This is a genomic window from Saprospira sp. CCB-QB6 (assembly GCF_028464065.1).
Classification (GTDB): Bacteria; Bacteroidota; Bacteroidia; order Chitinophagales; family Saprospiraceae; genus Saprospira.
Genome location: NZ_CP116808.1, coordinates 2,628,336 through 2,649,407, shown reverse-complemented (window position 1 = coordinate 2,649,407; position 21,072 = coordinate 2,628,336). Strand labels below are relative to the sequence as shown.

The 21,072-nt window shown below is 44.5% G+C and carries 10 protein-coding genes; 1 reads left to right on the top strand and 9 read right to left on the bottom strand.

Annotated elements, in window-relative coordinates; translation table 11 throughout:
- Positions 1–108: 108 nt before the first annotated feature.
- From sov to PPO43_RS10195, 9 genes are all read right to left on the bottom strand, one after another.
- The gene (sov, locus tag PPO43_RS10235) at positions 109–7,371 is read right to left on the bottom strand and encodes a T9SS outer membrane translocon Sov/SprA (RefSeq protein ID WP_272617460.1); all 7,263 of its coding nucleotides are present in this window, start codon (positions 7,369–7,371) and stop codon (positions 109–111) included.
- 377 nt (positions 7,372–7,748) lie between these two features.
- Positions 7,749–8,360, bottom strand: a complete 612-nt coding sequence (ruvA, locus tag PPO43_RS10230; protein WP_272617458.1) for a Holliday junction branch migration protein RuvA — start codon at positions 8,358–8,360, stop codon at positions 7,749–7,751.
- Positions 8,361–8,795: 435 nt separating this feature from the next.
- Positions 8,796–11,696 carry a putative LPS assembly protein LptD gene (locus PPO43_RS10225; RefSeq protein ID WP_272617456.1) on the bottom strand — a complete coding sequence of 967 codons (2,901 nt, stop codon included), beginning with the start codon at positions 11,694–11,696 and terminating at the stop codon, positions 8,796–8,798.
- Positions 11,697–12,254: 558 nt separating this feature from the next.
- Entirely contained in the window at positions 12,255–13,517 is a 1,263-nt protein-coding gene (gene odhB, locus PPO43_RS10220) for a 2-oxoglutarate dehydrogenase complex dihydrolipoyllysine-residue succinyltransferase (RefSeq protein WP_272617454.1), read from the bottom strand.
- An 80-nt stretch (positions 13,518–13,597) separates the two neighbouring features.
- Positions 13,598–14,779 carry a hypothetical protein gene (locus PPO43_RS10215; protein WP_272617452.1) on the bottom strand — a complete coding sequence of 394 codons (1,182 nt, stop codon included), beginning with the start codon at positions 14,777–14,779 and terminating at the stop codon, positions 13,598–13,600.
- A 177-nt stretch (positions 14,780–14,956) separates the two neighbouring features.
- On the bottom strand, positions 14,957–16,090 hold the full coding sequence (locus tag PPO43_RS10210) for a hypothetical protein (protein ID WP_272617450.1): 1,134 nt from the start codon (positions 16,088–16,090) through the stop codon (positions 14,957–14,959).
- A gap of 87 nt (positions 16,091–16,177) precedes the next feature.
- Positions 16,178–17,308, bottom strand: coding sequence for a hypothetical protein (locus PPO43_RS10205; protein ID WP_272617449.1), 1,131 nt, complete (start codon positions 17,306–17,308; stop codon positions 16,178–16,180).
- Positions 17,262–18,392, bottom strand: coding sequence for a hypothetical protein (locus PPO43_RS10200; RefSeq protein ID WP_272617447.1), 1,131 nt, complete (start codon positions 18,390–18,392; stop codon positions 17,262–17,264). Before PPO43_RS10200 ends, PPO43_RS10205 begins: the two co-directional genes overlap by 47 nt.
- Before the next feature lie 48 nt (positions 18,393–18,440).
- On the bottom strand, positions 18,441–19,661 hold the full coding sequence (locus tag PPO43_RS10195; protein WP_272617445.1) for a hypothetical protein: 1,221 nt from the start codon (positions 19,659–19,661) through the stop codon (positions 18,441–18,443).
- A 191-nt stretch (positions 19,662–19,852) separates the two neighbouring features.
- On the opposite strand from PPO43_RS10195, the gene meaB reads away from it, so the two are divergent.
- On the top strand, positions 19,853–20,935 hold the full coding sequence (meaB, locus tag PPO43_RS10190) for a methylmalonyl Co-A mutase-associated GTPase MeaB (protein WP_272617443.1): 1,083 nt from the start codon (positions 19,853–19,855) through the stop codon (positions 20,933–20,935).
- The last annotated feature ends 137 nt before the right edge of the window (positions 20,936–21,072 follow it).

The following is a 21,072-nucleotide window of genomic DNA, read 5'->3' as shown; positions in this document are numbered from 1 at the left end:
CCCCAAAGCGTAGCGCCGCAGCTTTGCTGCGGAGGCCCCAAAAAACAGAACATAAAAAAACGGTCAGCAGAGCAAGCTCCACTGACCGTTAATCATTTTGGCCGTCATTTATTGGGCCAAAGAGAGGCGAACCGTAACCCCGGCCTTGGTATTGGTGACGGGGAAAGAGGTAGAGACCGCTGGGATTGTGCGGTTATAATCGTAGAATAATCGGATCGTCAGGCGGTTATTGATGGCATAATCAATAGAAGGCGAGATTCGGATCGTTTGCATTCCGCGAGTAGCGACCGAGTTATTTTGGTCAAGGACGTGGTTGACCGTTTTGTCATCTCGGAAAGAGAAATCGAACTTAATGTCCAGCTCATTTTTGGGAATTGTTTTGCCAAAATCGAAGTCGAAATTATTGTTCTTTTTCTTTGTATCCTTCTTCTTGCCCTTCTTCTTGAAGATATTCAGTTTTTCGGGCGTAAAGTTTTTGATGAGCATGCCTAAGCCCACTGTAATTTCAGAAGTTTTGGTTTCTGAGAGTTGGTAATCGACAAAGCTCATAGAGAGGTTTCTCGATTTCTTGTAATTAAAGCGGGCCGAGAGGCCGTTTTTCAGGCGCATATCGATACCGATTAGGGGCATAAACTGCTCTGTGATGACAATATCGGGGATCTCGAAGCTAGAGTAATAGTTGAGGCTATTAGGATCTTTTTGTTCGGGATCTTCTTCATAGTCGAGATCGGTAGCGAAGCTATTCACGGTCAATTTTGATTGGTAGCCGTGCGTTAGGCTAAAGCTAGAGAAATACTTTTTAAAGAGCTCGATTTTGGTCAGGCCATTATAGGTCAGTTTCCAGTTCGGCATAGGCAAGAGATCGCGGATATCACCTAGCTTAAAAGTATTGGCATCTTGGCCAGAGTAGGCGGCTAAGAAAGCGGGAATCAGGACATCTTGTTGATAGCGGCCATAGCCGAGTCGGTAGCCTGCATTATTGGTAGTATCATCGTGTAAGTCGGTAATACCGTTGGCATCGCCGATGCGATTAGAGATAATAATGCGGTTATTTTCGAACTCTTCAAAGGTCGCTGAAGAGTTGCTTCCGTTCGTTCCGATTTGATCAAAGGTAGATAAAATCGGGAGGTAAGAAATATTCACTGAACCGATTTCCATAGGATTGAGGTGTTGGAAGCTTCCTCCGATGGTATCCATCTTGAAATTCTCGGAGAAGTTTTCCGTCAGCGTTTTGCTGAGGTCCACATCAATCTTAAAGTCGGGCAAAGGCTCTAGGGTAAACTTAGCCGAAATGCTTTGGTTATGAGATTGCGTCACCTGTTGGTTAAGGAAAATATTTTCGGTTACCCAGCCAGAGCTAGCGGCTTGATCGAGCCAAGCGGTTGTAGCGGCACGGCCAGTGGGGTTAAGTCCCGTAATAAAGTCCCAACCGGGGGCCAGATTAGCGCCAAAGCTGTTAATATCTTGTCCGAGGACGCTATGTTGTCCCATAAAGCCGGGGATTGAGGTAGCGTAATCCTCTTGATAAGTAATTCGGCCACGGCGGATAAGGAGGAAGGGACGGATAAGGAGGCGTTCGGCCATAGAGGGTTCTCGTTCCTCCTTCTTTTTGTCGTCTTTTCCGCCTCTTTGGGGGCGTTTAGGTTTCTTTTTGGGTTTGCTATCAATCTTCTTCAGGTACTTAGACTTTGCGTACAGCTTAGTGAATTGAAAATCGACATTAAGTTGTCGGTTATGGGTATTTCCAATCACATTGCCAAGAGAGTCGGTATTAAGGCTAGCCACACTCCAGTTATAATTGCTTTGATATTGGGCGCGCACTTTAATCCAATCTAGTGCGGGAATTTTATCTAGAGGTACGGCATAAGAAAGCGTCATGCTATGTTGATAATTCTTATTTCGTCCAAGGTTTTGGATATTCTGCCAAACGCTATCGCGTTTCACTTCTGTATCTAGGCGGCCGTAGGGCTCGTCGATTACGCCATTATTTGTGGCAGAGAAGTTAAATTTGAGTGATTTAGCAAAATCCCATTGGAGGTTATAAGAGCGGTCCCAACTAAAGCGCTTATCGTACCAAGTGCTATAAGCGTCTTCTGAAAAGCGGTAAGTCGTTTCGGTAAAGTTTCGGCGCATTTCGTTGCGGAAACTAAAGCTATTTGGTAAAGGGTTAAAATTAAATTCTTGAATTAGAGCCAGCCATTTATTTTGCTTCTTAAAGAGTTTTTTGAAGGGATAAATGGGGCGGAGGCCTGGTGCATAGTTATAGTCAATCACTCCGCGGTTTTCAATATGCTCTTCTGAAGCGATAATGGGAGAGCGGTAATGATTATTACTTTGTGCGTAAGTAAAGCTAAAGTTGGATAAATCTGTAGGGAGGCGTCTTTTCCCGGTTCGTTCTTTACGCACATTAGTAAAGTTAAAGCTAGAGATTGTTGTAACAGTTTGAGCTTGTTGGCGAATAGAGTCGCGGGCGGCGGCTGTAGTAGCTGCTCGCAATTTATCCGTCAGGCGAATATCTAGCTGATAGGGGTCGTATTCTGGAGTTAGAATTTCTTGAGAATACTGGGCATAGAAAGGTACTTTCAGTTTCCATTTTTTGGGAAAGAACTTATCTAGGCTAAAGTTTCCGGCCACATCATATTGGAAGAGTTGTTCGCGGCTTCTTTGGTTTACGCGTTGTTCAATTTGGCCAAAACCGATTGATTTGAACTGACCAGAAAGCGTCAGTTGTCCCAAATCGGCTAATTTTATGTCGGTGCGCATGAGTGCGGCGGTTCCGCCTCTTTCATCAAAGCCAGTAAGGCGGAGCTCATTGATCCAGATTTCTCCGCAACGGTTCAAGCCATCATCTTTAGTATTTCGGATACCCACCATAACGCCTTTAACAACTCCTAAATCGGGATTACCGATAATTTTCACATTATTATTGGGGGCATCAGGGTCGGTTTCCGTGTACAAAGAGCTTAGAGAGATATTCAGGAGATCGCGTTGAATTTTAAGATTGCGTAGAACATCTAGGCCAAAGTTGAGCTCATTATTCTCTAGCCAAATATCTTCGGGATCAGCAGAGCCAAAAGCCGTAGACATTTCTAGTGGAATTTCATATTCGTAGTAGTTATTTTCAAAATCGCTACCTAAGCGGACAAAGAGTTTGAGGTCTCCAGGATCATTCTCTACGGCGCAATCGGGTAAAGACTCGGCATGCACATACATTTTGAGTCGTTCATAAACCCGCATATCGAAGTTTACGATTTTGTAAATTGCCCGAGCATCTCCATCCTTTAAATTTTGGATATTTACAGAAAGAGACTGCTCATTTTGCAGCGTATTGGCCAAAGAGCCGATAGCTTGTTCTCGTTCTACACCTGGAGGCAAGACATAGGGGTAGGGAGTTCTTTGGCTATTTTCCTCATAGTTTACGGCATTTACATCAAAGGCCGTTTCATTATCATTTTCGGTGGGTAGATAAACGCCAGGCTCACGGAGTGTGCGGGTATATCGACGCCATTGGTTTCTGATTAGGTCCAAACGAGCAAAACGCATTACAGTTTTCTCTTCAAAGCCCGTCATATACATTCTAATGAAGCGAATAGAACGGAAGTCGCTAATTCCACCCACGCGTTTTGTGTATTGGTCAATTGGAATTTTAAGCTGATACCAATATACTGTTTCGGTACCATTGGGGCCATCATAATCAACTCCAACAGAATCAAAAGTATATTGTGTGAAAGCCATTTCATCGCTACCGTTCACTCGCTCAACGGGAATGCGGTACTGAAAATAAGACTCCTCTTCATTCAAGGTATTATCTCGGTTAATATCCTCTGTATTGGGAATATTGGTTGAGGTAGAAGTAAATGAAGTATTTCCGCCATCAGGGGTAGAGTTCCCCTGTGGATTATTGAAGCGCTTATAGCGCCAAAGGATAGGGTTTTCCCCATTAGGCGCTGTATTATTATCATAAAAATCATCTCTAAAATAGAGGAAGTCATCTCCTGCGGGGTCATTGAGTGCTTCTTGGTAAATTGTACTTGCTGTACCATAGATCGCAGCCAGTGAATCTAAGTATTCTGCATACTTAATCGCTTCGCTGGCATTATCATAGCCATCTAAGCCCACATCCTGCTTATCTCGGATATCAGGATCATTATCAAAAGCATTAGTAATAGCTTGTGTACGGGGTACTCTTGACCAATTCGTTTCATCTGTACGAATAGAGGAACTACTATCTGCGGGTAGTCCATTTTCAAAGAATAGACGAGAGTCACGTAGAATATCCTCAGAGACATCTCCTAATTCGATATAGAGTTCTCCACCATTTCCACCATATCCTTCTTTAAAAGGACTCATGACCCAAACCTCTACAAATTCGATATTATTGGCCTCAAAGTCATTATTTTGGATACTGCGCATAACGCCCCCCCAATGCTCTTCTGCCTCAAGGGTATCGAAGCGAGCATCAAAGTTATAGGGGCCTCTTTCTTTTGGATAATAAGCCAAATCAAAAGTTCGCAATAAGGTGGATTGAATAGCCGAAACTGTAAAATTTCTAAAGATTTCATCCTGACGGAACTGTCGAACATAAACGCTCTTGGCCTCATCACCACTTACATTATTTGGTGGATTGCTGATTAGGTCTGGATCTAATTGATACCAGGCTATTCTTGCTCGGTTCTTATTATATGGCAGGCTATCAATTAGATTGGCTTCTGGAAATAAATCGTTTCCATCCCCCCTTGGCGTAGAGGCCAATTGCCAGTTTAAACTGGGAATCGTTAGGTTGAAGTTGCTAGCCGCTCCTTCAAAGTCATCTAAAAAGACAACTCCGCCTTCATCATTGGCTTGGTCAATTACAGAAGGAGATCCTGGCAATAAATGCGCAAATTCACCACTAAAAGTTATCGAAGAAGCTTCTTTAGTTGAAATTAAAGGCAAGAAATCCACAGCCTTAGTCAGCCATGGCAATTCGCTACTATACTGTACATCAAAGCCATAAATACTATTGGAGATGGGATCATCTCCATAGTTTACCTTTTGGGTAAAGGGTCGCTCTGACAAATGCAGAAAGGTTCCCCCAATATTAAAGTTCTTATTGATGAAGTAATCGAAACGAGTACCAAAAAAGGACTGTCGATTGAACCCAAAGGTAGAGTTATCCTCAAAAGCTACTCGAATTGGCTGGCCCGAATTTAAGTAGGCTTCGTTCAAAATTTTAATTCTACCTAAGTTATAATCAATGGAGTAATCGCTCCCCTCTGTCAAGACAGCACCACCTGCAGAAACAACTACAGACCCTCTAGGAATATTGAATCCACCTAAAGAAATTTCTGAAGAGACAGAGGACTTATAACTTCCTCGAATAATAAAACGGTTAAACTCTGGAAATTCTCTAGCTCGAGTTACCGTAGAGTCATAGAGCTGCTGATAAACGTAGCGCTGGGCTAAATTACTCACTGTGCTAGGGTCATCTGGATCAGAACGGAAAGCCTTCTCTAAAGTACTACCGAAGGGCTCTAAAACGGGGAAAATCACCCGACCGTTCTGTGGTAAAATCGTTAAGCCAGATACAAAATCAAATTGTCCATCAGGCATAGGATCTCCTTGACGATTGAGATTATCCAAGTTTAATAGACGTAGTAAGGGTTTTGAAGAAACAGGTCCTTCCGGAATAAAGCGCTTCTCCCCTCCCCCAGGATCTTGATAAAAAACATCTAATTGAAAGTCTTCACTATTTACCTGATAGGCCCCTAGTGAATAGATATTTTTCATCATCAAATCCCAAATAGGCAAATCTACTCTGGTCCGTACCCCTTTGAGTAATTTGAGGTGCATAACATTCAAGGTGTCTGCATCAATAGGCAAATCCTGAGCAAACTCTCCTACCTGATAAGTTTTTCCATTATAAGTATACTGATAAGCCACCGCAATCACGTCAGTTGGCTTAACCGATACATTCAAAGAGAGGAAACCCAATTGAGAGTGATAGCTATATTCTGAAGCCGATAGTTTACGTGCTCTAATCTTAGAGAAATCCTGAGCATCGGTCATATTAAAGCCCGTCTGCAATTCAGATACTGCTGTTTGTAGTCCTCGGGCGCGTTCACTGGCCAAGAGTTCATCATACAATCTATTGGCATAGTTGTCTGGCAGACGACGGCCATAAAGATCGCGCCCCTGCTCAGTAGCTCCATTCAAACGGTTGGCATTAAGCATATTGTCTGCCTCAGTTTCTCCAAGGTCGGCATAAGCTACCACATCCCTAACGCCTTCTGTTACGTTTCGGTCATTGGTTACCCAAACTTCAATTTTAGTAATATTGAACAAGCTATTGATCTGAGGCAAATTCACCATATTCCCCTCATAAGTATTGCGGTTATAATGAGAAAGGAAAAAGTGGCGATTCTCATCATAGTTATCCGCAGTTACCTCAAATGTTTGCTGTTGTGCTCCCCCCTGAATAGAGATTTCTTTACGTTGAGTTTGGCTCTGAGAGGCTACCATAGAAACCGTTAAGCGACCAAACTGTAGCTCGGTCATAAACCCAAAGAGGTTTTGCCGTCCCTGAATTAAAGAGGTACGCAAAGGAAAGCTAACATTACCCGCATCAATCTTGCGCACAATATCATCCTCCGAACAAGGCGTATCAGTAAGGTATTGCACCTTAATCTGACGATCAAAATCAAAGGTGGCTTGGGTATTATAGTTAAAAGAGAGCTGCAATTTCTCTCCAATTTTCCCCACTACATTGAGCTGCATATTCATATCAAAATCAAAGCCCCCCTGACGTTGCTGCCGCTCAGTCAATATAGGGTTGGCAATCCGTTGAAAGTCGGCCCCAAAGGTCAAATCAATATTACCCTGTGGACGCACATCAAAGTTGCTACCACAAAACAGACGATCGACCAAACTATTTTGGATTCGCTCTTTATAGGGCTCTATAGGATCTTCTCCCGCCTGCTGGCGATCCATAAGGTAGAGATCCTGAAAATAATCTTGGTCTTCTTCCTTGGCCCGAAAGGCCAAGTATTCTTCCAAGGTCATATAAACTGGTGGACGATAATTGCTCCCATTGATCGTTTCTGTCAAGATATACAAACCCGAACGAGGATCATAAGTCACTTTTTTATCAATGGCCTTAGGATCTTTAAGATCAAAGGGATTATTGCTCCGATCGCGGACAAAATCGCCAAAGCGCTCGCTAATCGGAGGTAAACTATCCTGTGTGGGATAGCTTGGAATATCTGGCCCTAAAGGCTGATCTGGACCAGCAGATAATGTTGGCCCATAAAAATGGGGTCCATTGGCCCCAATTGTTTGCGATACACAAAGAAAGAACAGCAGTAGCTGCAAAGCTGCAGTTTTCGCATTCATAAGGATAGCGTCTATTGATTCTTCTGGCCCTCAAGCCAGTATAAAGGAGATAGAGGATGGATATAAACGAAGAGCATACACCTACTAGTACCAAAGCAATTTGCCGATCTTTTACCCATATAGGATATTTGGCCGAGCGATCTGCAGCAGTGCGGCATAGCCACAGACCAAGGCCGTTAGACCGCAGGGCCGAGCAAACAGCGCGCTGCGACAACAAGGACTTTAGTCCGCAGTTCGACGACCAACGGGAGTAAACGTAGCGCCCGCCAAAGGCGGGAGACCCCAAAAAAATATATATAAGGCCTTGGCTAGCATATAAAATGCCCCTTCGTTTCTATCTAAAAATTGGGTAAAATTGCTATCGAATAATACTAGTTTTAAGTCATTTGAGCCAATGCCAATTTGATGAGTTGTCCTACATCCTGCATGTCTGGCTCCGTTTTAAGAATGGAGTTCAATACCTTTTGGGCCTTGATCTTATTAAAGCCCAAGGCTAAAAGCGCATCCAAAGCCTCCGAGCGAATGGGGTTTTCCCCCGCCGTTTGACCCTGAATAGAAGCCGCAATGGCCTCACTTACCGCACCACTTTCTTTGAGCAATTTGTCCTTGAGCTCCAAAATGATCCGTTTGGCAGATTTTGGGCCAATCCCCTTGGCCGATTTGAGTACCGCCACGTTCTCGGCTATGATTGCCGCCCGAATCTCTTTGGCCGACATGGCCGAAAGCAAGACCCGAGCCGTGTTGGCCCCCACTCCTGATACCGAAATGAGCTGCTCAAATAACTGCAACTCCTCCGCCGTCGCAAAACCATATAAGGCCTCTTGGTCCTCTTTGACCAAATGATGCGTGAGCAATTTAACTTGCTCTAAGGCCTGCACCGCCTGATAGGTCTGCAAACTGATGTAGAGACGATATCCCACGCCGCCAACATCCATAATCAATTCTGTAGGGCTCTTATATACGAGCTTACCATGCAAGTAGGCAATCATAATTTCCTTTAGATAACGATAACAAAAGACAAAACGTGGGCAACTTGGCCAATTTGTCTGCCTTAAGATGCAAAAAAGCCCTAAAATAGGGCTTATCAATCGGGTTTACAAGTCGCTAAGATACAATAGATTTTTGCGAACTTGCAAAAATGCCAAGCTCTCCCTGCTTTTTTCCTAACTGATTCTTAATTTTTTGGGGCTGCCCCGCCCTTCGGGCGGGTCGGGCTATGTCGCAGCTCGCAGGTCTGCTCGGCCCTGCGCGGGCTGCGCCCGCTGGGTCTGCCGCCTTCGGCGGCCCTGCTACAGCCCCTCAGCCAATCTGTGGGTTAAAACCCACAGCAAAGCGGTATCGCTGCGCGATAATTATGAATAAAGGTTAATTTATATTCCCCTTAGCCCAATACTTAAGTTTTGGGCCTTCTTGCCAACTAGCTGTTAATAATCATCAAAGCGTGTCTTATTCACAGGCAATTTGAGGAAGCCTAAAGAACCTGGACGAACTTGGACAAAGAAATTCCAAGTCCGCTGCTCTGGCTGCCAACGCATCCCCATTTCCCAACAATGCAAAGATCGGCTAAAGCCAAAGTCTGGATAGGTAATCCGCTTTTTGTCAAAGTCATAGCCCATTCTATAAATCCGAATATCCCAGTTTTTAGACAAACGAAAAGCGCCCGACATTGAAATCTCATTAGCCGTAAATTGCAAACTATCTACCCCCTCAATATAAGCTCGACTAAAGCGTAGGTTGTAATTCAAGCTCAACTGCTGAAGGATGTCAAATGATTTGGCCTCTTCTTCTTTTTTGCTTTTGGACCTATAAGGGTCAGAAAATAATTGCTTGAGCGAATTGGGGTTAATTTGCGTACTCAATGCCAATGCCCCTGAAGTAAAACGCGCCAAACGACCATTTTGGGTCCACTCCAAAGTATTGAGGCGGGTATTAGTATTTTGATCGGCAATATAAGGATCAAAAACCATCGAAAAAGTGGCATTGACCATTTTGAATAAGGTCGTATTAGCATTTAGACTGATGGTCGACCAACGCAAACTATCCGCTGCAAAATTGTAATTCCCCGAAACATTTAAGTTGTTCAAGATCGGAAATTTATTGTTCTGCTGTCTGCTCGTATCTCGGCGAGAAGGCTTGAGCTTTCCCTCTATTCTACTATTCAAACTATAGGTTAATAGCGCCTGTTCTCCCCCTGAAGGCACCGCATCAAAGCGACGATAGGTCGTCAACTCATCTGGATAACGGGTATCAGTTTGTACGCTGCCATAATAGCCCCAAAAATCACTTTGGTAGTCTGGCCGCCAACTCAAACCAACATTGGGACGAATCACCGCCCGCACCTTTTCTAAGCGACCAATGTTGTAGGTTCCCGTAGCAAAAAGCTGGGTGCTCATGTTTACCCCCGCACTAAAGTTTCGCACCGCATTAAAACCATAATCTCTAAACTCATTGAGGGTTCCAAAGGTGGTGTCTAGCTCAATATCACTAATGACAGTAGGATCATCATCATCAAATGTGGTATCGGCCGTGATGACTAAGCTGGGGTCAAAACTTTGCTCATTCGCATAGAAATACCAACTTTCCTGATAAGAGATATTGGGCTGTACATTGATGTATTTAAACAATTTGAGGGATAAATTCACTCTAGGCGAATGCACCACTGAATATTTAGCTTCTTCCATAGCGTCTGCCAAGCCATCTGCAGAAAAAAGCAAACTATCCGCAATTTGGAAGCTGTTGTTGGCCGTAGCCGAATAAGAAAAACCAATGCGCTCATACCATCGCTGTTCTCCCACCTGCACTTTTCGCTGGAAGGGATAAATCTGGTTCATGGTTAAGGTAGTTTGCGGAGCCGTAATGTTCATCGTATTGCTACTAGTATTCTGAGAGTGGCGTGCAGCAATAGCCAACGAAAAAGGGGTCCCCAAAAAGCGCTTGCTATAAGAAATACTTGATTGCAGAGTAGACTGCAAGGTCAAATTCGCAGAGGGCTCTGTATTTCTAAAATAATCTGAAGTTCCTAGGTTTACACTAGCCGCAAAACTTTGGCTAGGATGAGCCTTGGCATCCTGCTGATGCGTCCAACTAATATTAAAGTCTTTTAGCAAGCTATAATCTGGTGTGCCAGGCTCGTCTTCAACAGTACGCGCATAACTAATGCGCAAGCCTCCAGAGGCTTTATAACGCATTTTATAATTTGATTCCAAATTCACGCGAAAGGTCCCACGAGTATAAAAATCTCCCGTCAGTTTGAGGTCCATTTGATCGCTGATGACCTGATAATACCCAATCTCACGAATCCCCGCTCCCCAGTTTGGCGAAAAATCAATATTAGTGCTGAGAATCAAGCCCGATTTGCGGCTGTTCGTTATCGGAAAAAAGCCAAAGGGCAAGGCCAAAGGCGTAGGGCTCCCCATAATTTCAATAAATGAAGGACCAACTACAATCAATTTCCCTGGAATCACCTTGGCCCGACTACTTCTCAGCCCAAAATGCGGATGCTTATGGTCACAGGTGGTGTAGGTGCAGCCCCCCGCATACAAAACATCACTGCTTGCCGTGCTATCTCCCGATTTGCTAATGAATTTAGTAGCTTTTGACAGAAAATAACCGTCGCCTTGCTCGGTGCTGGTATCAAAGACTTTTCCCTTCTTGGTCTTAAAGTTATACATGATTTTCTTGGCCTCAAACTTTTGGTTCCCATCCGAAAAGTAGGGCATTTCTCGAATGCCTGAGGGCTCTGTACTATCTGCAAAACCTTCTGCTGTAGCTATAGATGTCAAAAAATCTACCTCGATATAGCCCGCTTTGAGTTGGTAATTTCCATAGTTGATCTCTGCCGAGCCATAGAGGTAAATCTTCTGGTTCATCAAATCATAAATAGTCGAATCCTTGGCATCGTATTGCACAGGAGAATCCAGAGAATCGGGATTAAAGACAATAGGCGGCAGACTATCTGTTGTGGTCAATGCCAAACTATCCGAATCACTACTATCTATAGCCGTAAGCGCCATTTGGCTAGTATCGCTAGGCGGCAAACTATCTAGAGCTGTGGCATTAACAATCTTATCCGTTTCCTTTTTTTGGCCTCCTCTGGCCTTGGGGTCTATACTAGGCAATTTATCGAGCCCCTCATCGCTAGGGGCTGTTGTTGTATCGCTTTTCGGCAGTTGGGCCGCAGCGGCCTTGCGCGCCTTTTTCTCTGCTTTGATCGCTTTGCGGGCCTTTTTGGCCTGTGGCGTATAATAAGGGTATCGGCAGGCAGATTGCCCCAAAAGGAGCAAGATGACGGCAGAAAAAAGGAGGCTTTTTATCAATGCTTGCATAGCTATTATTCTATTCTGATCTTTTTGGGGCTTGCCCGCCCAAAGGGCGGGCCGGGCTGTTTCGCAGCTCGCTGATCGCTCGGCCCTGCGCCAGCAAGCTGGCTGGGTCTGGCCTGCGGCCACTGCTGTCCATCCCTAAGCCGTTTTGGCCTACGGCCAAAGGGGCTGCGCCCCTTATTTTGGACCTATAATTATAGACGTAAGCCAAGGCAAAGGCGTTGGCCCCGCAAAAATCCTACTTTTTAGGCCAAAGCCCCAAGTTTTTGCATAGAATATTGGAAAATATACGTCTAGCAGGCGGCTAAGCCGCCGCAAAGGAGCGCAGCGACGCGGCTGAGGGATGGAAAGTGGGGCGGCGAAGCCGCAGACCAAGCAAAAATGCTTTGCATTTTTTGCGCAGGGCCGAGCGAATAGCGAGCCACGACACAGCCCGACCCGCCCAAAGGGCGGGGCAGCCCCAAAAGAGCAATAGTTAGACTATTAAGAGGATCGACCCGGCCAAAAAAAAGACCAACCCCTAAAAAGAGGTTGGTCGATTATTTTTATCTGTTTGTTGATCTAGAGATCGAGCAACAAGCGAGTAGGATCTTCGAGCAATTCTTTAACTTTCACGAGGAAGGTTACCGAAGTGCTACCGTCGATCACGCGGTGGTCATAAGAGAGGGCCAAATACATCATGGGACGGATTTTGACCTCGCCGTCTACGGCCATGGGGCGTTGCTGGATGGTGTGCATACCCAAAATAGCCGACTGTGGTGGGTTGATAATGGGGGTACTCATCATAGAGCCAAAAACGCCACCATTGGTAATGGTAAAGGTTCCACCACTCATTTCATCCAAAGTCAATTTGCCATTGCGGGCCTTAGTGGCCAGCTCCTTAATTTTCCATTCTACCTCGGCAAAGTTGAGTGACTCTACATTGTGAACGGGAGGGACAACTAGGCCAGTGGGCGTAGATACGGCGATAGAGATATCGGCATAATCGTGATAAATGAGGTTTTTGCCATCTTCTGTGAGCTGAGCGTTCACATCGGGCATTTCCATAAGGACCTTAGCACAAGCTTTGGCAAAAAGCGACATAAAGCCGAGTTTGATGCCATATTTCTTCACGAAATCCTCTTGGTAAGTTTTGCGCAACTTCATGATATTGGTCAAGTCTACCTCATTGAAGGTAGTGAGCATGGCCGTTTCATTTTTGGCATAAACCAAGCGAGAAGCGATGGTGCGGCGCATACGAGACATTTTCTCTTGGCGCTGTTCGCGGCTAAAGTTAGCAGCTCCGCTAACAGGAGGAGCCACAACAGTTTTGGGCTCTTCTTTTTTGGGAGCGGCCTCTTGTTTAGGTGCAGCTTGTTTGTTGGCAATAGCCTTAAGTACATCTTCTTTAGTGATGCGACCATCTTTGCCTGTAGCTTGGATATCTGCGGCAGTAAGGCCATTTTCATCCATGAGTTTGCGAGCAGCGGGAGCGGGATGTCCAGCCGCATAGCTATCCTCTTTGGGGGCAGCTACTTCAGTTTTTTCTTCTTGGGCGGGAGCTTCTTCCTTTACCTCAGGACTGCTTTCACCTGCACCGCCAGACACGCTAGTGTCAATTTTGGCATAAACGCCACCGATTGGAATATCATCATCCTCGGCAGCAACCCAAATAAGTTTACCTGCTTTTTCGGCAGGAGCTTCTACAGTGGCCTTATCTGATTCAAATTCGCAGATGGCCTCATCTTGTTCTACATAGGCGCCATCTTCCTTGAGCCAAGCCGATAGCGTAACCTCTGTAACTGATTCCCCAATTACGGGTACTTTTAGTTCAATAATACTCATTTCTTAAATTGAAATTATGGTGGTGTACGGTTCTATGTTCAATATATAAATAATTCTAGATATAGCGGCCTCTTTGGGGCTTAGTTTTCCTGATAGAGGTAGCTATATTCATCCAATTTGAGCAATTTATCGCCTTGGAAAAGCTGTTTTTTGACCGGGTTTTGGTCAATATTATACTCAATAATGGTAATAGAATGGGCCCCGTTTTCTCTAAATTCCGTCTCCGTATATTTCAATAGACGATCGGCGGCATCATAGCTATATTGCTCTCGGTATTGGGGCTCGCCATCAATGGCTCTTTCATAGAGTTGGAGTTTGCCCGTAGCATTATAGACCTTTTTCTCCGTCTTGATAATATCCTTTTCCTTTTTGTCTTTATAGTCTACTTTTTCGGTCATTACAGGGCCATTATAACTAAAGGTAGAGGTCTTAAACTTTTTCTTGTAGTTATATTCTACACTTTTAATGGGCCGATTGTTTTTGTAGGTGCTCACTTTTTTGTGGCGGATAGTCACTTTACCATTGCTTTGGCGCAGACCATAGCTAATGGTCGACTTCTTAATTTCGCCCGTTTTTTTATTGTACTTATTGACCGTTTGGTTCCAATCGCTATACACATAGCCTGTAGACTCCAGCAAAAGGCTGTCAAAAAGGTATTTACAACTCATTTCGCGCACTTTTTCAGTCCCCAGCTCACTCTTATCCGTAGCCGTCCATTTTATAATTTGGCCCGCAGCATTGCGTTCTACCTCATCAATATGAATCATAGGCGGCGAGTAACTATAATCCGTGCTTTTGCTATACACCAATTCCCCACTTTTATCATAGCGGTTTTCACTAGCTCGGCTCAGCTTCCCTTCTGCATCAAACTGCTGCACACGCTCTCTTTCCGTAGCGCTATGTGCATGGCTCTTAAAGGTCGTTTTCTTCTTTTTGGCCTGTTTGGGTCCTCCTTCATAAGCCAAATATTCATTGTAAAACTCCCCCATATAACTTTTGGGATTGTAGCTATAATGGTAGTGCAATTTGGCCGTTTTTTCTCCATTCGGATAAGTATAATGCCAACGATCCTGACGCGTCATAATCTGCGCCTCATTATAGACCGATTCTCGCAAAATACTCAGCAATTGCTCCCCCTCTTCCGTAAAGCTATAACTATGCTGAATCACCTGGCTAATGCTATCAAGACGCATCTCAAGTTGGGCCTGAAGCAAGGGCGAAAAGGCCAAACAACAACTAATAAAAAGTAAACGGCTAAACATCTATAGATTTTTAATGATATGAATTTGGGGCTGCCCCTTCGCTACGCTTCGGGTCGGGCTGTGCCGCAGCTCGCTATTCGCTCGGCCCTTCGGCGCTAAAAGCGCCTCGGTCTGGCCTACGGCCACTGCTATCCATCCCTCAGCCAGTCGCTGCGCCGCTTTCTGGACCAGCAGGCCTTAGTCTTTTCGCTTTCGAGGATGATACTCATAAACAAATTCATCCTTATGCATAATACGATCATTTTTAAGTAACTCTCTACTAGAGACATTTCCCCATTTGTCATAGGTCAAACGCTCTTCCTCCTTTTCATTGGTCTCTCTGTTAATTTTAATGGTCTTAATGCGGTTGCCATAGTCGTCATAAGCATATTGTACAATGCTTACCACCTGCTCATTGCGGCTCTTAGTTTGGACCAAGATGTTCCCATAAACATCATATTCGGTGTTGGTTACCCAAATACTTTCTTTTTTAGAGCGCTTACGCTTCTTTTCTGGATCAAAACGCTCATTTTCTGTTTGGCGAATGAGCACACTATCTCGATACTCATTAACAAACTCACTAATAAACTTTCCTTCTATATACTTCTTCCAACGAATGAGGAAACTATTCTCAAAGTAGCGAATGTCTTTTCTAAATAGTTTACCATTGACTTTCTCTACCGTGATAGATTTCGTCAAATAGCCATCCTGATCCCTTTTGTAATGGGTTTTGATTTCCTTACGTGGCTGATTCGGTTCTTCTACAAGTTCCAAAGAACGAATCACCTCATCTTGCTTGTTATAAAACCAATTGCGTTGGCGAGTCACAGTTCCCTTAGTATTAAAGTACTGCTCTACTTCTTTATTCCCCGCCTCATCATAAGTGAGCAAATAAGTAATCGCTACCGAAGCTTGCTGCCCATCTACATAAGAGATCTCTTCAATTTTATTCTTATTGTTCTTCTGGTCCCAATAAATCTTAATCTCCTTTTCTAAAAGGTTGTCCCCATTATAATGCAAACTATTTTGATGGCGACCGCGGCTATCATAACTATGAATAATTTTGCGCTGACTATTCAGATTGCTATCCAAACTCATCTTAAAATACTCCTCTCGAGTCACCGCTCCATATTCATTAAAATACTTTTCAGTTTGAGTTTGTAATTCCAAACCTTTATTTAGCGCAGGCACATAATGCTTCTGCTGCATAAATTTGATCTGTGGCTTTTGAGCCAAGAGCAAACTAGGCAATAAAAAGATAAATAAACTGCCTAGCGTCAACAGACGAAGGTTCCTAAAAATGGAAAACTTAGATGTTTTGAGTGTATTCATTGCTGGAACTGTTTTGCGGGAAAATCGTAATTTTGGCAGGTTAAAGGTACAGACTCATACTAGAAAAAGAGTGTTTAACACTACTTTTTAGTTGGGGTAATAGATATATTCATAACTACGCTCTTGCATGAGCTTTTTATTGAGAAACTGCCGATGCTTCAAAGGCAAGCCCTCTTTGGTATAACTGAGCTCTTCTTCTTTTACTTCCTCACTCACTTTATCTACCGTTTTACGGCGAATTAGTCGTTTGGACTCATCATAAAAAAAATAGCGTACCTCTACCAATTTCTCCCCTTCTCGAATGGCCTCTTTAACCGGCAAACCATCCTCATTATTCTTCGTATTGATGCTTCTCAATGGCTGATAATCAGTGTACTGAAGTGGATCGGCCCGACTCTCTTCATAATCTAATGGAGAAAGCTGAAAAGGCAAAGGTGGAGGAATTTCACTGGGCCCCTGCTCTCGAATTTGCTCTCTATCATGTTTGAAGTGGCTATACAATACCCCATTTTGATACCGCTGCCATTCAATAATAAAGCAATTTTCAAAATTTCGGACCTCTTTATAACGATCTTTGCCATTTTGCAAAATACTGACCGAACGCTGAATCTGCCCCTTTCTATTGTATTCATGTAAAATACTCAAGCTGCGTTTGCTGCCATCCTCCTGCAAGTCCCAAGCATTACTACCCAAAAGCTCGCCCAACTGGCTATACAAATAATTGACCTCACTGACCAATTGATCTTCTGTATTATAGGTCTCCACCTGCTTGATTTGTCCCTTGCTATTATAGCTATACAAGGTATATTGTTGCTGAAAACCCGGCGGACGATAAGCCGTTTGAGTTACTTTTAACTTACGGCCTTCTTTATCTAATTGTCGGTCCTCACTCCATACTAATGCCTGCATAGAGTCGTAGCGCAAGCGGCCAACAAGCTGGCCCAAGCGATCATATTTAAAGTGCTCAGCACTCTGAAGCTGTTCGCCCTTGTAAAAACTCTGCTGCACTAAGTTGCCATAGATATTATACTCTAAAACAGTTTTTTTCTGCAACAGCCGTTTGTTGTCCTTTAGGCGATAATCGAGAATGCGTTTCTCTTTAATTGGCGGAATGCTATCCGCTGCCTGCCCCCAAAGCTGTGGAGCCAAGCAACAGCATAACAAAAGAAGTTTAACGATATTGATAATTGTAGCGTTTTTCTGAGATGATCTGTCCATCCACATAAACAGCTCGACGTAGCATATTGTTATTATCATCAAATTCTTGAACCTCTTCCTCTACTCGAGTTTCCCGTTCGCCCTCATAGTCTACTTTCTTACTGCTCACCAAGTTATTGCGCTCATCATAGCTATAAAAGGTAATTTGTGTAACTACATCATCTACCTTCTGGATGGTCTTGATTTTATTTCCCTTGTCGTCATATTCGTCTTCATTGGCCCAACGACCAAAACCGCCGCCGCCAAAACCACCGCCACCACCAAGGCCGCCACCATCATTATTAAAGGTCATCATGACCCGAGCCTTAGAAGGATCAAAACCTCCTTTCTTAGCCCCACCAAATTCACTGATCAACTCCCCATTTTTATATTTTAACTGCTCCTCTACCCGGTTGCGAACAAAAGTAGTGATCTCCTTATACTTGTCCTCCCCATCATCTATCTCCTTCTCCGAAGAAGCTAAGAATCCATTTTCATCATATTCGGTCTTTTCTGTCTCTTTATACTTCTTGCCAGAAGGCAGTTTCTCCCACTTGGTATATTTGATGATTTCATCATCCCCATTGTACTTCCAACGCTCCTCCCCCACTTTTTTGCCATTGGGATCTCTAAGTTCCGTCTTATCCAACAAACCATATTCATCATAGGCATACTCCTTGGAGTAACGAACATCTGGCGCCTTGAGATAATCAATGTACTCCAATTTCACCACATCCTTGTCATCATTATAATGACTCTGCTCCATCTTGAGCGGATCCCCCATCTCATCATACTCGGTCTCTTCCTGTATTCTCAGAATACGACCATCAAAGGTTTTCTTGATCTCTTTCTGTGGAGTCAATTGCCCTATCGGATTGGCTACAAAGATCTTCTGCATAATCAAACGCCCCTGCTCATCATACTCCTTGAGCTCTCTCTTGGTCGTCAATAGACTATCCATCTGTATCTCCTCTTTCATCTCTCTCTGCTGGAATTCCAGAGATTTTACCTTGGCCTTCTGAGCCAAAAGAGGCTGACTCCCCAAGGAAAAGCCTATCAACCCAATCATATAGGCGGCTTTCTTTATATTATTATTAGTGATCATACTAAAATAGACGCTTTTTTAGGTTCCTGCGGTCAGGATTTCAGGAGGTTAATCCCTATAAAAATAATAGGTTTTCTCAAATTTCCGCCCATCCTCTACCATTAATGTAGTTGTTTGCTGACGGCCCTGCTCATCATACTGATGCTGCAATTCTCTCACTTTTTGCACTCGGACCCACTGCTCCTCTCGCAAAATTTGTTCCTTGCTATTATAATAAATATCTAGGCGATAATTCAATAGGCCCAAACTATTGTAATAATAGTTTTCCTGCTTCTTTAACTTCCCCCCATCATTATAATAGTATTTTTCTTCCCGCTTGAGCTTGCCCGCTACCCAATAACGCAATTGCTGCTTTAAACTATCCGAAGTATAACTGACCTCTGTCCGCTCTTTTACCTTCCCATGATCATACTCTACTTCCAAAACTAACTGCCCCTTCTCATACTTCTTCGTATGACACTCACTTACATAACGATACTTGGGCTGCTTCTTCTCTTTCTTCTCCTCTTCCCCCTTTTTCTTGGGCTTGGGGCTGTTCCGAAAACGCTTGCATATATGCGATTGATAAAAGCTGAGCTGCCCCTCTCTATCATATTTCCAAACCGTTTTGTAACGCCGACTACCACTCTTTCCCTTCATTACCTTTGGCGCTCCCTTCCGATTATAACGATATTTATACCACTCTCTCCGCTCTTTTTTATACACTACTTTCCCCCCCCGCTTTACCGTGCTCCAATGTACATAATGATTCTGCCGCTTTACCTTTCCCTTTTTGTTGTATTTCCAACGCTTTGACCGATGCGAGGTGCTCCCCCGATAATCATAGGTCTCTTCCACCACTAATTGCCCCTTTTTATTATAGGTCAAGGTATCCTCTCGCTGCAATTCCCCCCGCTTATCAAAATAAAGTTGCTTGCTCCGCAATTGCTCTTCCTGCCCATATTCTACATAATAGGTCTTAAATTGCTGCGCCTCAGGCTGCCCCCCCTTAGGCGAATAGGTCAACTTCTGCTGCACCCCAAGCTTTTCCTCCGCATCATACTGATACAAAAAAGAAGATTTTAAACTGCCCGCTGGCTGTTTCCGATATTCATATTCCTCCTGCCCAATAAGCTCCCCAGCCTCTCCATAACGCCAAATCTGCTTTTTCAAGGGAATACTATCCCCCTCCTGATCATACTGATATTGCTCTACTCGCAATTCTTGATAGCCCTGCCCAAAAAGTATAAATGGACACAAAAGGAGGACTAAATGTAGGTAGTTCTTCATATTTTTGTTTACTATTTTGGGGCCTCCGCAGCAAAGCTGCGGCGCTACGTTGCGCAGCTCGCTATTCGCTCGGCCCTGCAGCGCTAAAGCGCTTTGGTCTGGCCTACGGCCACTGCTGCACATCGCTAGGCCAGTCGCTTCGCTCCTTCTAATACCCAATTTGCAAAAGATTGACCCTAAATCTAATAGAGATGGAAAATAATAAAGATAAAAAATCAGCCCTGCATATCGCCAAAGGAATAACAGAAACCCCAACTTTCAAGAAAAAACAATTGGCCCGCTTCAAAAGACGAAAACCCTCTGTGGAAGAATTACTACAAGGAATTCTAGCCCAAGATCGCCTTTTACTCAGCCAAGCTATTACCCTAGTCGAAAGCCAAAAGCCCACTGACCGCCTCAAAGCTGACCAACTTATCGAAGCTTGCCTCCAACAAAATAAGTCGAGCCTCCGCCTCGGTATTACAGGCTCCCCCGGCGTGGGCAAAAGTACGTTTATCGAATCCTTTGGCCAAATGCTTATCCAAAAAGGTTTTCGCCCCGCCGTCTTAGCCATCGACCCCAGTAGCCAACGCACCGGCGGCAGCATCCTCGGCGATAAAACAAGGATGCAAACTTTGTCTAGCCACCCCCAAGCTTTTGTCCGCCCCTCCCCCGCTGGCGATGCCCTTGGCGGCGTGGCCCGAAAAACTAGAGAAGCTATTTTCTTATGCGAAACCGCAGGCTTTTCTCCCATTATTGTCGAAACCGTCGGGGTGGGCCAATCCGAACTGGCCGTGCACTCTATGGTCGATTTCTTTATGCTTTTATTACTCCCCAATGCCGGCGATGAACTACAAGGCATCAAAAGAGGGGTGGTCGAAATGGCGGACCTTCTTCTGGTCAATAAGGCCGATGGCGAAGCCCTGCAAGCCGCCAAAAGAAGCAAACAACAATACCGCAACGCTCTACACCTTTTTCCCGCCCAAAAGTCAGGCTGGACCCCCAAGGTAAGCCTAGCTTCTGGCCTACATGCCGAAGGACTAGAAAACATCTGGGAGCAAATTCAAGACTATTGCCTACTCACTCAAGAAAATACTTACTGGAAACAAAGAAGGGCCGAACAAGCCGAATACTGGATGCGCCAAAGTATTGAACAAGAACTCCTCCGCCACTTTTACGAACATCCCAAGGTGCAAGCCCAATGGCCTGGCTGGCAAGCCGCTGTCCGTGGGGGACAAACCTCTTCTTTCCGCGCCGCTAGAGAATTACTCAAATTGGTCCAAAAAGAAGATTAAGCCTATGGAAGCCGGCCGGCCTAGCGATGTGGAGGGGTGGCCGTAGGCCAGACCAAGGCGGCGAAGCCGCCGCAGGGCCGAGCGAATAGCGAGCCCCGAAACGTAGCGCCCGCCGCAGGCGGGAGGCCCCAAAAACA

Excerpts from the sequence above, each read along its gene's own strand:
- PPO43_RS10225 (WP_272617456.1), bottom strand. The coding sequence starts at position 11,696 with ATGCAAGCATTGATAAAAAGCCTCCTTTTTTCTGCCGTCATCTTGCTC.
- PPO43_RS10210 (WP_272617450.1), bottom strand. The coding sequence starts at position 16,090 with ATGAATACACTCAAAACATCTAAGTTTTCCATTTTTAGGAACCTTCGT.
- PPO43_RS10200 (WP_272617447.1), bottom strand. The coding sequence starts at position 18,392 with ATGATCACTAATAATAATATAAAGAAAGCCGCCTATATGATTGGGTTG.
- meaB (WP_272617443.1), top strand. The coding sequence starts at position 19,853 with ATGGAAAATAATAAAGATAAAAAATCAGCCCTGCATATCGCCAAAGGA.
- odhB (WP_272617454.1), bottom strand. The coding sequence starts at position 13,517 with ATGAGTATTATTGAACTAAAAGTACCCGTAATTGGGGAATCAGTTACA.
- ruvA (WP_272617458.1), bottom strand. The coding sequence starts at position 8,360 with ATGATTGCCTACTTGCATGGTAAGCTCGTATATAAGAGCCCTACAGAA.
- PPO43_RS10195 (WP_272617445.1), bottom strand. The coding sequence starts at position 19,661 with ATGAAGAACTACCTACATTTAGTCCTCCTTTTGTGTCCATTTATACTT.
- PPO43_RS10205 (WP_272617449.1), bottom strand. The coding sequence starts at position 17,308 with ATGGACAGATCATCTCAGAAAAACGCTACAATTATCAATATCGTTAAA.
- PPO43_RS10215 (WP_272617452.1), bottom strand. The coding sequence starts at position 14,779 with ATGTTTAGCCGTTTACTTTTTATTAGTTGTTGTTTGGCCTTTTCGCCC.
- sov (WP_272617460.1), bottom strand. The coding sequence starts at position 7,371 with ATGAATGCGAAAACTGCAGCTTTGCAGCTACTGCTGTTCTTTCTTTGT.